Source organism: Pinisolibacter sp. DMC19, from assembly GCF_056313985.1.
This window is the reverse complement of record NZ_JBQUZF010000004.1, coordinates 185,238-196,814: the sequence shown is the minus strand read 5'-3', so window position 1 is coordinate 196,814 and position 11,577 is coordinate 185,238. Positions and strand designations below refer to the sequence as shown.

Below are 11,577 nucleotides of genomic sequence, written 5' to 3'. Positions count from 1 at the left end.
CGAAGCGGGAGACGCTGCCGTTCGAACGTCTCGCGGAGACCCTTCATCCTGAGGTGCGAGCGAAGCGAGCCTCGAAGGGCGAAGGGTCGAGAGGTACGGCCCGTCGTGGCTTCGCCCTTCGAGGCCCGGCTTTCAGCCGGGCACCTCAGGGTGAAGCCGAACAGAGGTGGACGTACAGAGACGCCGGGAGTTCGGCGTCACTCCTCGTCGAGCCCGAGCCCCAGCTGCTCCGGCCGGCCCGTCGGCGGCTCCATGCCGATGTGGCGGAAGGCGGCTTGCGTCAGCATGCGGCCGCGCGGCGTGCGCTGCACGAAGCCCTGCTGGATCAGATAGGGCTCGACGATCTCCTCGATCGCGTCGCGCGGCTCGGACAGAGCCGCCGCGATCGTCTCGATGCCGACCGGCCCGCCGCCGAAGGACAGCGCGATGACGTCGAGATAGCGCCGGTCGAGCTGATCGAGCCCGGCGCGGTCGACCTCGAGCCGCAACAGCGCGCGATCGGCGATCTCGCGATCGATCGCGTCCTTGCCGGCGACGATGGCGAAGTCGCGCACCCGGCGCAGCAGGCGGCCGGCGATACGCGGCGTGCCGCGCGAGCGCCGCGCGATCTCGTTGGCGCCCTCTTCCGTCATGGCGAGGCCCATCAGCCGGGCGCCGCGCTTCACGATGTATTCGAGTTCGGCGACCGTGTAGAAATTCAGCCTGATCGGGATGCCGAAACGATCCCTGAGCGGCGTCGTCAGCAGACCCAGCCGCGTGGTGGCGGCGACCAGCGTGAACTTCGCCAGATCGATCTTCACCGAGCGCGCCGCCGGCCCCTCGCCGATGATGAGATCGAGCTGATAGTCCTCCATCGCCGGATAGAGGATTTCCTCGACGGCCGGATTGAGCCGGTGGATCTCGTCGATGAAGAGGACGTCGCGTTCCTCGAGATTGGTGAGAAGGGCCGCGAGATCGCCCGCCTTGGCGATCACCGGCCCCGAGGTCGAACGGAAGTTGACGCCGAGTTCGCGCGCCACGATCTGGGCGAGCGTCGTCTTGCCGAGACCGGGCGGGCCGACGAAGAGCACGTGGTCGAGCGCATCGCGGCGATGCTTGGCGGCCTCGATGAAGACGGAGAGGTTCTCGCGCGCCGCCTGTTGGCCGACGAAGTCGCCCAGCGCCTGCGGCCGAAGCGTCGCGTCGAGGTCCTCCTCGCGCTTCTCGCCCGATATCAGTCGCTTGGGTGTCGTCATCGAATCGTCCGTCCGCAGGCCGTCGCGCGCATCCCTAGCACGGGGCGTCGGCGGGACGAAGCGAGAACGCGAGGCGGCGCCTCCCCTCCCCTGCCCTCGGCACGCCCGCGTCGAACTTTCAACTGCCGCGACGGATTCGCCCCCTCCCACATCGCCGTTCCGGTGTAGGATCGGCCGAACGCATCCCCAAGGAGACGCGACGATGTTCTGTTCCCCGCGGCTTGCCGCCTCGGCTTCCGCCCTCGCCTCGATCCTGCTGCTCGCGCTGCCCGCCGCCGCCCAGGAGGCCGCATCGCCGGTCCTCTCCTGCACCGGGCCGCTCGGCGCGGACACGTCCCACGCCAAGCTCGTCGCCGCCTTCGGCAAGGACAACGTCGTCTGGAAGCAGGTCGACGGCGCCGAAGGCGAGAAGATCGGCGCCACCGTCCTCTACCCCAAGGATGCCAAGAAGCGGCTCGAGTTCTTCTGGGCCGACGACAAGAAGCGCGAGAAGCTCTCCTCGATCCGCCCGGCCCGCGACAACAGGATCGGCGCCCAGAACGGCGTCCGCCCCGGTCTCACGATCGCCGAGGTCGAGAAGCTCAACGGCAAGCCCTTCGCGCTCTCCGGCTTCGACTGGGACTACGGCGGCTCGGTCACCGACTGGAAGGGCGGCGAGCTCGACAAGCCGGCGCCGGGCGGCTGCATCGTCTCGGTGCGCTTCGCCCTGCCGTCGGGCGTTCCCGACAAGGCGGCGAGCGCGGTTGCCGGCGATCGCGAATTCGCCTCCAACGCCCCCGAGATGAAGGCCGCCAAGCCGATCGTCGATTCCATCGCCTTCGGCTGGTCGGTCGAGTGATCGACCGGACGGCGTGAGCCCACCCATGTCGCGCGCCGCCCGCCTCCTCGCCCTCGTTCAGGCGCTGCGCCGTCGCCGTACCCCGGTGACGGGGGCGGAGCTGGCGGCCGAACTCGGCGTGTCGCTGCGCACGGTCTATCGCGATGTCGCGACGCTCGTCGGCGAGGGCGCCGACATAGAGGGCGAGGCCGGCGTCGGCTACGTGCTGCGCTCCGGCTTCCTGCTGCCGCCGCTGATGTTCCGCGACGAGGAGATCGAGGCCTTGATGCTCGGCTCGCGTTGGGTCGCCGCCCAGACGGACGCGCGTCTCGCGCTGGCCGCCCGCGATGCCATCGCCAAGATCGCCGCCGTCCTGCCGCCCGATCGCCGCGCCGCGCTCGACGAGCCCTCGCTCATGGTCTCGACCACGCGACGCCATCCGCCGGAAGTCGTCGACCTCGCCCTGCTGCGCCGCGCCCTGCGGGAGGAGAAGAAGCTCGCTCTCGCCTATCGCGACGTCGAGGGTCGCGAGACCCGCCGCGTCGTCTGGCCGGTCGCCCTCGGCTTCATGGAGGAGACGCGGGTGCTCGCCGCCTGGTGCGAGACGCGCGGCGCCTTCCGCCATTTCCGCGTCGACCGCATGGTGACGGCGACGATCGAGGAGGCCCGGCTGCCGCGCCGCCGCCGCACCCTCGTCGCCGAATGGCGCCGCGCCGAGGGCATCGGCTCGCCGAAATGACGGCGTGCACGCTGCTGACGGAAACTGTCGGCAGCCCGTCGCATGGTGGCTCATCCTTCCAACACGAGGTGACACCATGACGACCGAAAACGAGACCACCATCACCCCCGGCCTGCTGATCCTCTACGTCTCCGACGTCCGCCGCTCCGCCGCCTTCTGGTGCGACCTCCTCGGCCGCGAGACGATCGACATCTCCGACACCTTCGCCATGCTGCCGCTCGCCGGCGGCCTGGCGCTCGGCCTGTGGCGCGCCGACGGCGCCCAGCCCGCGGCCTCCCACCTCGGTGGCGGCGGCGAGATCGCCGTCAGGCTCGCCTCCGACGACGCGGTCGACGCCACCCACGCCGACTGGGCCGCGCGCGGCCTGACGATCGCGCAAGAGCCGACCGCCATGGACTTCGGCCGCACCTTCACCGCCCTCGACCCCGACGGCCACCGCATCCGCGTCTTCCGTCCGTCGGTGGACTGACACCGATCCTTCGACCGAGCGATGCGGCGGGAAACGCCGCATCGCAACATCCCCGATCTGGCGCTGCGGCACCGCCCGTGCTCTCCTGTGGCTATCAGGGGGGCGAATGAATACGGACCGGACGATCGGACATTCCACCAATCTCGTCGGTCTGCCGACGGACTATCTCGGCACCGTCGCCTTCGTCGAGGCGCCGCGCCCGGTGCACGTCGCCGGCGTCGTCGAGATGAACCGTCCGCTGTTCGAGATGCTCGACCTCGCCGAGGACCTCGAGGAGGCCGGTCGCGCCTTTTCCGCCTACATGCGGGCGATGTTCGCCATCGATCGCGAGCAGCGAGAAAGCGGCGAGAGCGGGCCGAAACGCTATCTGTCGTCCTGGCTGCGCCTCGTCGCCGGCTGGGGCTTCGATTCCAACGGGCCCGAGGGTGCCGTGCTGAAGGGCTGGGTCGAGAGCCGATTCGGCATCTTCCCGACCTGGCACAAGGGCCCGATCACCCGCATCGGCACCGGTCGCTGGACGACCTATGTCGAGGAGAAGATGTCGAGCCGCTTCCACTCGAACTCGATCATGACGCAGCTCGATCTGCTCTACGAGTTCTGCCAGTGGGCGCTCCATCGCTTCGTCGCGCCGGGCGTCAGCCATCTGACGCTCCACCGCGGCGTCAACGACTTCGGCGAACACGTCGCGCTGCAGAAGATCGACAAGCGCCATGCGGTCGTCCGCATGAACGCGCTCGTCTCCTTCTCGGCCGATCGCGACACCGCCGGATGCTTCGGCGACACCATCCTGACCGCCCGCGTGCCGCTGCAGAAAGTGCTGTTCTTCTCCGGCCTGATCGCCGACCACCCGTTGAAGGGGGAAGGCGAATGGCTGGTGATCGGCGGGGATTATCCCGTCGAGACCTCGTGGTGAGGATCGCCCGATGACCACGCAGCTCTCCCCCGACGTCGCCGACCGCGCCCATGCCGCATTCCTCGGGCTGGCGATCGGCGATGCGCTCGGCGCCACGGTCGAGTTCATGACGGCGCGCGAGATCGCGGCGGAGTACGGCGTCCATCGCGACATCGTCGGCGGCGGCTGGCTGAAGCTGAAGGCCGGCGCCGTCACCGACGACACCCAGATGTCGCTCTGCCTCGCCCGTTCGCTCACCCGTCGCGGCGGCTTCGAGGCGATCGACGTCTGCGAGGAATTCGCCGCCTGGCTGCGCTCCAAGCCGCCGGACGTCGGCAACACCTGCCGACGCGGCATCCGCCGCTACATCACCGCCGGCACGGTCGAAGGCCCCTTCGCCGAGGGTGACGCCGGCAACGGTGCCGCCATGCGCTGCCTGCCGGTGGCGCTCGCCAATCTCGAAGACGCGAGCCGCGCCGCCGCCTGGGGCATCGCCCAGGCGCACGCCACCCACAACCACCCGCTCTCCGACGCCGCCAATCTGGCGCTGATCGACATGGTGCGGATCCTGGTCGCCACCGGCGACGTCGCCGCCGCCCGCGCCCGCGCCGATGCCCTCGTGGCGGCTCATCCCAACTTCGCCTTCACCGGCTACCACGGGCCGGCGACCGCCTACATCGTCGACACGATGAAGACGGCGCTCGCCGCCTTCTTCACCGCCGCGTCGTTCGAGGCGTGCGTCGTCGCCACCGTCAACCGCGGCGACGATGCCGACACCACCGGCGCCATCGCCGGCATGCTGGCGGGTGCCCGCTGGGGCACGAGCGTCATCCCGAAGCGCTGGCTGAAGGCGCTGGAAGCGGGCGCCCGCAACGAGATCGCCACGCTGGTGCCGAAGCTCCTCGCGCTGTCCGCGACGCCGCCGCCCTGAGAAGGCGGCGCGCCCCGCGTCGACGTGACGGTCGCCCCGCCATCGACGAAATCGCCGAAGGGCGCCACCATGCGCCCGACCGACGGGGCGAGTCGCCCCGTTCGCCAGCGGAGATCCGACGTGCAACGCGTGACCCTGACCTTCGACGACGACCTGATGGGCGAGATCGACCGTTTCATGGTCACCCGCGGCTATTCCAACCGCTCGGAGGCGGTGCGCGACCTGTCGCGCGCCGGGCTCGCCCGCGGCATCGAGGTGCTCGGCGAGAGCCGCGACTGCGTCGCCTCGCTGACCTTCGTCTTCGACCCCGAGACCCGCGAACTCGCCAAGCGGCTCGCCGCCGCCTATCGCGACCGCACCGACGTCCGCGCCACCCGCCTGCAACAGCCGCTGCCCGGTGGCGAGATCCTGGAGATCGCCGCGCTCTCCGGCGACGTCGCCGCCGTCCGCGCCTTCGCCGAGGCGATCCGCGCCGAACGCGGGGTGCGGAACGGCGAACTGGTGGTCATCCCGGCGCCGACCTGAGGCGCCTCACGCCAGTGCCAGTTCCTTGAGCCCCAGGCGGATCAGCGTCTCGGTCGTGGCGTCCTCGCCGGCGCTGCGGGCAGCAGCCGCCACCGCGGCGCTCGCGCGGATCTGCGGATAGCCGAGATTGACCAGCGCGGAGACCGCGTCGGCGAGCGGCTTCGGCGCCGTCTTCTCGGCGATGCCGCCGGCGAGCGCCACCAGGCCCGGATCGACCGAGGCGAAGCCCGGCGTCTTGTCCTTCAGCTCCTGACAGATGCGCTCGGCGAGCTTCTTGCCGACGCCCGAGGCGCGGCAGAGCGCCGTGACGTCCTTCAGCGCGATGGCAGACGCCAGTTCGCTCGTCCTGAGCACCGACAGGATCGCCAGCGCCACCTTGGTGCCGACGCCCTGCACCGTCGTCAGGATGCGGAACCACTCGCGTTCCTCGAGATCGGCGAAGCCGTAGAGGCGGATCATGTCCTCGCGCACGATCGTCTCGATCGACAGCACCGCCGCCTCGCCCGGCGAGGGCAGGTTCTGCAGCGTCCGCGCCGAGCAGAAGCAGACGTAGCCGACGCCGTTCACGTCGAGGATCACGAAGTCGTCGCCGTATTCGTCGACGATGCCCTTGAGCTTGCCGATCATCGATCTCTCCTCAGGCCCCGGCAATGCGCAGGGCGCGCGTCAGCGTCTGGCGATGGTGGGCGTGGCAGATGGCGATGGCGAGCGCGTCGGCCGCGTCCGCCCCCTTCCACACGGCTTTCGGCAGCAGGATCCTGACCATGTGCTGGACCTGATCCTTGTCGGCGTGCCCCGCCCCGACGATCGCCTTCTTGACCGCATTGGGCTGATATTCGGCGACCGAGAGCCCGGCCTTCGCCGGCACCAGCAGCGCCACGCCGCGCGCCTGACCGAGCTTCAGCGTCGAGGTCGGGTTGGTGTTGACGAACGTGTGCTCCACCGCCGCCTCGTCGGGCGCATGGTCGGCGACGACCGCCGCGAGTCCGTCGTGCAGCTCGACCAGCCGGCCGGCGAGTTCATCCTTGGCGGTCGAGGTGATGGTGCCGCAGGCGACGAAGGACAGGCGGTTTCCCGCGACGTCGATCACCCCCCAGCCGGTGCGCTGGAGGCCGGGATCGATGCCGATGATTCGAACGGTCGATGTCATGCCCGCGACGCTAGCATGTTCTCGGTTCGTTTCGCAAAGGGGGAGGTGAGGGACACCACTCGAAACGAGCTCGGGCATCGCCCCGCCGCAGCGTTCCCTTCTCCCCTTGCGGGAGAAGGTGCCCGAAGGGCGGATGAGGGGTCTCTTCGCCGAAGACAGAGACCACCACGTCGTCGACCCGGTTGCCGCTTCGCGGCGCCCCCTCATCCGGCCGCTCCGCGGCCACCTTCTCCCACGGAGGGGAGAAGGGGTGCCCGAAATCGCCCCCGCAAAACGCAACGGGCGCCGGAGGTCTCCCCTCCGGCGCCCGCCGAAATCATCTGCCGTCCCGCCCGCTCACATCGCGGCGAGCTTGGCCATCACTTCTTCGGAGATGTCGAAGTTGGTGTAGACGTTCTGCACGTCGTCGTCGTCTTCGAGCTGGCCGATGAGCTTCATCAGCGTCGTCGCCTTTTCCTCGTCGACCGGAACGGTGTTCTGCGGCCGCCAGTTCGGCTTGATCGACTCCGCCTGACCCAGCGCCGCCTCGAGCGCCTTGGAGACCTCCGAGAGGCCCTCGAAGGTGGTGACGATCACGTGGCTCTCCTCGTCGGAGACGACGTCGTCGGCACCCGCCTCGATCGCGGCTTCCAGCACCGCGTCGGCGCTGCCGGCGGAGGCCGGATAGACGATCTCGCCGATCCGGTCGAAGGAGAACGACACCGAATTGGTCTCGCCCAGCGCGCCGCCGAACTTGGTGAAGGCGGCGCGGACGTTGCCGCCGGTGCGGTTGCGGTTGTCGGTCAGCGTCTCGACGATCACCGCCGTGCCGCCCGGACCGTAGCCCTCGTAGCGGACCATCTCGTAGGTCTCGGCGTCGGAGCCGGAGGCCTTCTTGATGGCGCGCTCGATGTTGTCCTTCGGCATGTTCTCGGCACGCGCGTTGAGGATGGCGAGACGCAGCTTGGCGTTCATCGTCGGATCGCCGCCGCCGTCCTTGGCCGCCACGGTGATTTCGCGGGCGAGCTTGGAGAAGAGCTTGGAGCGGACTTTGTCCTGCTTGCCCTTCCGATGCATGATGTTCTTGAACTGTGAATGTCCGGCCATGGTCGTCGTCTCTCGCGATCGCGGTCGTGCGGGCTCGAGCGGGAACCGCCGACGCCCGGGAATGTCGGAAAGTGCGCCCTTATAGGCGGTGGCGCGGCGAAAATCCAGCCGGGCCGAATACGCGCCTCACGCCTTCGGCATCGCCTGCGACAATCGCCCGCCGAGGCGCAGCGGCTCGACCCGTTTCGCCAGTCCGGTGCGCTCGTCGGTCTCGACGAAGAGGCCGCAGACCGTCGCCTCGCCGCCGGCCGGCTCGAAACGGGCACGGCCGATCTTGGTGGTGAAGCGGTTGATCGGCTCGTCCTTCTCCATGCCGATGACGCTGTCGTAGTCGCCGCACATGCCGGCATCCGACTGGAACGCCGTGCCGCCGGGCAGGATCTGGTAGTCCGCCGTCGGGACATGCGTGTGCGTGCCGACGACGAGGGAGACGCGGCCGTCGAAATGATGGGCCATCGCCTGCTTCTCGGAGGTCGCCTCGGCATGGACGTCGAGGATGATCGCATCGGCCTGCTCGGCGAGCGGACAGGCGGCGATCTCGCGTTCGGCCACCGCGAAGGGGTCGTCGAGCGGGTCCATGTAGATCCGCCCCATCACCGAGACGACCAGCACCCGCGCGCCGTTCCTGGCGATGTAGAGATTGGCCCCCTTGCCCGGCGTGCCGGCGGGGTAGTTGGCCGGACGCAGCAGGCGCGGCTGGCGTTCGATGAAGACCAGCGCCTCGCGTTGATCCCAGGAATGGTTGCCGAGCGTCAGCGCATCGGCGCCGGCGTCGATCAGATCCTGCGCGATCTCCTCGGTGATGCCGAAGCCGCCGGCCGCGTTCTCGGCATTGACCACGACGAAGTCGAGCCCGAGGTCGTCGACGAGACCCGGCAGGCGATCGAGCACCGCCTTGCGTCCGGCCTTGCCGACCACGTCGCCGAGAAAGAGAAGTCGCATGGGGTCACTCCGAAGCGGTGGTCGCCGGCCGGATCGCGCCGGCCTCGGTGAGGATCAGATCGAGCGGCCGATCGTGCGGCTCTGCCGGCACCTCGTCCACCCGTTGGGTCGAAAAGGCAAGACCGATCGCCAGTCGCCGCGCCGTGGCGTCGAGCCGGGCGAGCGCCCGGTCGTAATGGCCCTTGCCGTAGCCGATGCGGTGGCCGAGGCCGTCGAAGGCGGCGAGCGGCACCAGCAGCACGTCGGGTTCGACCACCGGCGCACGCGCCGGCGGCACCGACAGGCCGAAGGAGGCGCGCTCCAGCGCCTCGCCCTCCCGCCACAGACGGAAGACCAGGCTCTCGCCGTCGCCCATCACGACGGGCAGCGCGAGATGCGCGCCGGAGGCCGCGAGCCGCCGCATCAGCGGGCGCGGATCGATCTCCGAACGGATCGGGAAATAGCCGGCGACGATCGTTCCGGCGGCAAGCGTGGGCAGGTCGGCATGGCTCGCCAAGGCTTCCGCAGCCCGCGCGCGGAAGGCCGCGTCGAGCCCGTCGCGGCGGGCGAGGGCCGCGCGACGGAGCGTGTCCTTGAGGGGAGCGAGGGCTGTGGGCGTGGCGGTCATCGACGGTCCGGCGGGCGGGTTGGGTGCCCGCGTGTTCGGCGACCGGCGCCACGAAAGGGGCAAAGTGACGAAGCCACCTCGACCGGTGGAGAATTCGATCCCGGGAAACCTACGAAGTAGGTGGGCGCCGTAATGAAGAAGTCCACGGACCTCCCCAGTGACAGCTCCCGTTAGGATCGATAAGGCCCCGGGGATGCAGACTCCTGCCGCGTCGCGCAGCCTCGTCGGGATCGAATATAGGGCTTGGCGCAGCGAAGTGCCAGTGTGGCGGACGCGCGGCCCGGGGGACCGCTCACATCACCGCCGCCACCACGAAGGGCAGCGCGGCATAGGAGAGCAGCGTCGAGCCGAGCACCACGCCGGCGACCTCCTCCGGCGAATTGTCGTGCATCCGCGCGAAGAGATAGTTGAAGACCGCGCTCGGCATCGAACTCTGCACCACCAGCACGCCGCGTTCCGCCCCGGTGAAGCCGAAGGCGGCGGCAATGGCGAAGCCGGTCGCGATGCCGATGCCGATCCGGAGCACCGAGACGACGAAGGCCCGCGGCAGTGCCGCGACCTCCAGCCGGGCGAGCGCCGCCCCGAGCGCCAGCAGCATCAGGGGGATGGTCGCCCCGCCGGCGAGCGCCGCGGTGTTGGCGACCCACTGTGGGACCGCGAGACCCAGCCCGCCGACGAGGAGCGAGATCCACACCGCGTGGATGAAGGGCACCTTCAGCAGCATCGCCGGCGATGGTTTGCCCGAGGCGATCGCCGGGCCGACGGTGAACTGGAACACCGAGGTGATCGCGAAGAAGATCGTCGCCAGCGTCAGCCCCCGCTCGCCGAAGGCGAAGAAGCAGATCGGCAGCCCCATGTTGCCGATGTTGGGAAAGACCACGGCCGGCAGATGGGTGCGCAGCCTCAGCCGCAGCGCGAGCAGTGCCGCGGTGCCGGCGAGCGCGAAGACGGCGAGGCAGACGGTCGTCGCCGTCACCATGGTGGCGACGTCGCGCCCGGGCAGCGGCGTCTTCGTCAGGGCCGAGAAGACGAGGCAGGGCGCGCCCACCATGGTGACGAGCCGGGTGACGAAGGCCTGATCGAAGGGATGCGGGCTCCGCCCCCAGAGGAAGCCGGCGAGCGTCAGGGCGAGTGACGGCGCCAGCACCGCCGCGAGATCGGAGACGAGTTGCAGCGACACGCGATCGATCCGTCGTTGGGGGGCTCGGGCGGAAGGGCTCAGCCCTCGTCGGTCTCGTCCGGTTCGGCGCGCCGGCGCCCCAACGCCTCGGCCACCGCGACGACGCGGCCCGCCGCCTCGTCGATCCGCCGGGCGATCTCGATCTCGATCTCGTCGCGCCGTTCGATCACCGCGGTGCGGGTCTCGCGCAGCAGGCTGTTCTCGGCCTCGAGGCTCTTCAGCCGGCGCTGGGTCTCGACCAGATCGTCCATCACGGTGACGGCCGCCATCACGGTCAGCCGCTGGTCGCCGATCTCGCCGAAGGAGCCGCGCAGCCCGTGGATGATCTCGTCCACCCGCTGGGCGAGGCTCTGGAGGTGACCCTCCTGCCCGTCCTCGCAGGCCATCCGGTAGACCCGGCCGTTGATGGTCACGTTGACCTGCGCCATGCCGCCTCGCCTCACCCGCCGTGCGCGTCGAGAACGGAGCGGATCGACTCCATCGCCGCCACCAGGCGACGCGACACTTCGCGATTGGTCTCCTCGAGGAGATTGCCCCGCGCCTTCTCCTGATCGAGGCTCTGGCCGAGGCGCGAGCGATCGTCGGCGATCCGCGCCACCTCTTCCTCGAGCTCGAGCGTGGTCCGGTCTGCCTCGAAACGGCGTTCGACCGCCGCCTCGAGCATCTCGAGGGCCGCCGCCAGCCGACCGAGCGCCGCCTCGACGGCGGGAGCCTGAACCATTCCGACCTCCTGCGACCGGTGACGGCAGCGCCGTCCCGCCGTCACGTCTCGCCGCCATGCCACCGCCCCGGGGCGCCGTCCCCGTTGCGGCCGGACCATGGTGCCCTCTGCCCGTCCGGCCGGAGGCACCCTGCGAACTCCTTGAAAACCGCGTGCGGATCATCCGCCCGACGCGGGATCGATCGCCTCGACCGATCGCGGCCCGCGCGATTCGTCGCGAGGTCGTCTCGGCCGGAATTTAGGCTTCCGGCGAAGGTCGGGTCAATGCGATCGCTCCGTCGTT

General features: G+C 69.9%; 15 protein-coding genes and 1 other RNA gene. 6 read left to right on the top strand and 10 right to left on the bottom strand.

Features of this window, described 5'->3' with window-relative positions; all coding sequences use genetic code 11:
* Positions 1-197: 197 nt before the first annotated feature.
* Complete coding sequence (gene ruvB / locus ACT53U_RS12065; RefSeq protein ID WP_476155391.1) at positions 198-1,235, bottom strand: Holliday junction branch migration DNA helicase RuvB; 1,038 nt, start codon at positions 1,233-1,235, stop codon at positions 198-200.
* 202 nt (positions 1,236-1,437) lie between these two features.
* On the opposite strand from ruvB, the gene ACT53U_RS12060 reads away from it, so the two are divergent.
* The 6 genes from ACT53U_RS12060 (at position 1,438) to nikR (ending at position 5,608) form a co-directional block, all read left to right on the top strand.
* A complete protein-coding gene (locus ACT53U_RS12060; RefSeq protein ID WP_476155389.1) occupies positions 1,438-2,073 on the top strand; it encodes a hypothetical protein in 636 nt (211 codons plus the stop codon).
* A gap of 25 nt (positions 2,074-2,098) precedes the next feature.
* Positions 2,099-2,791: a helix-turn-helix transcriptional regulator gene (locus ACT53U_RS12055; RefSeq protein WP_476155387.1), complete on the top strand. Its 693-nt coding sequence runs from the start codon at positions 2,099-2,101 to the stop codon at positions 2,789-2,791.
* Between the two features lie 76 nt (positions 2,792-2,867).
* Positions 2,868-3,260: a VOC family protein gene (locus ACT53U_RS12050; RefSeq protein ID WP_476155385.1), complete on the top strand. Its 393-nt coding sequence runs from the start codon at positions 2,868-2,870 to the stop codon at positions 3,258-3,260.
* Positions 3,261-3,366: 106 nt separating this feature from the next.
* Positions 3,367-4,173 (top strand): NAD(+)--dinitrogen-reductase ADP-D-ribosyltransferase, encoded by an 807-nt coding sequence (locus tag ACT53U_RS12045; protein WP_476155383.1) that lies wholly within the window; start codon positions 3,367-3,369, stop codon positions 4,171-4,173.
* 10 nt (positions 4,174-4,183) lie between these two features.
* A complete protein-coding gene (draG, locus tag ACT53U_RS12040) occupies positions 4,184-5,083 on the top strand; it encodes an ADP-ribosyl-[dinitrogen reductase] hydrolase (protein WP_476155381.1) in 900 nt (299 codons plus the stop codon).
* A 120-nt stretch (positions 5,084-5,203) separates the two neighbouring features.
* Positions 5,204-5,608 carry a nickel-responsive transcriptional regulator NikR gene (gene nikR, locus ACT53U_RS12035; protein WP_476155379.1) on the top strand — a complete coding sequence of 135 codons (405 nt, stop codon included), beginning with the start codon at positions 5,204-5,206 and terminating at the stop codon, positions 5,606-5,608.
* A 6-nt stretch (positions 5,609-5,614) separates the two neighbouring features.
* Here nikR and ruvA read toward each other — a convergent pair whose 3' ends face one another.
* The 9 genes from ruvA to ACT53U_RS11990 all read right to left on the bottom strand — a co-directional run bounded on the left by ruvA (position 5,615) and on the right by ACT53U_RS11990 (position 11,294).
* Positions 5,615-6,235, bottom strand: a complete 621-nt coding sequence (ruvA, locus tag ACT53U_RS12030) for a Holliday junction branch migration protein RuvA (protein ID WP_476155377.1) — start codon at positions 6,233-6,235, stop codon at positions 5,615-5,617.
* A 10-nt stretch (positions 6,236-6,245) separates the two neighbouring features.
* Positions 6,246-6,758, bottom strand: coding sequence for a crossover junction endodeoxyribonuclease RuvC (gene ruvC / locus ACT53U_RS12025; RefSeq protein ID WP_476155375.1), 513 nt, complete (start codon positions 6,756-6,758; stop codon positions 6,246-6,248).
* A 336-nt stretch (positions 6,759-7,094) separates the two neighbouring features.
* On the bottom strand, positions 7,095-7,844 hold the full coding sequence (locus tag ACT53U_RS12020) for a YebC/PmpR family DNA-binding transcriptional regulator (RefSeq protein ID WP_476155373.1): 750 nt from the start codon (positions 7,842-7,844) through the stop codon (positions 7,095-7,097).
* Positions 7,845-7,970: 126 nt separating this feature from the next.
* On the bottom strand, positions 7,971-8,786 hold the full coding sequence (locus ACT53U_RS12015) for a TIGR00282 family metallophosphoesterase (protein ID WP_476155372.1): 816 nt from the start codon (positions 8,784-8,786) through the stop codon (positions 7,971-7,973).
* A 4-nt stretch (positions 8,787-8,790) separates the two neighbouring features.
* Positions 8,791-9,393 carry a 5-formyltetrahydrofolate cyclo-ligase gene (locus ACT53U_RS12010; RefSeq protein WP_476155370.1) on the bottom strand — a complete coding sequence of 201 codons (603 nt, stop codon included), beginning with the start codon at positions 9,391-9,393 and terminating at the stop codon, positions 8,791-8,793.
* Positions 9,394-9,459: 66 nt separating this feature from the next.
* Positions 9,460-9,618, bottom strand: a non-coding RNA gene (gene ssrS, locus ACT53U_RS12005) — 6S RNA.
* A 67-nt stretch (positions 9,619-9,685) separates the two neighbouring features.
* Positions 9,686-10,573, bottom strand: a complete 888-nt coding sequence (locus ACT53U_RS12000) for an AEC family transporter (protein ID WP_476155368.1) — start codon at positions 10,571-10,573, stop codon at positions 9,686-9,688.
* A gap of 38 nt (positions 10,574-10,611) precedes the next feature.
* The gene (locus ACT53U_RS11995; protein WP_476155366.1) at positions 10,612-11,001 is read right to left on the bottom strand and encodes a cell division protein ZapA; all 390 of its coding nucleotides are present in this window, start codon (positions 10,999-11,001) and stop codon (positions 10,612-10,614) included.
* 11 nt (positions 11,002-11,012) lie between these two features.
* On the bottom strand, positions 11,013-11,294 hold the full coding sequence (locus tag ACT53U_RS11990) for a DUF4164 domain-containing protein (protein ID WP_476155365.1): 282 nt from the start codon (positions 11,292-11,294) through the stop codon (positions 11,013-11,015).
* Positions 11,295-11,577: the final 283 nt, after the last annotated feature.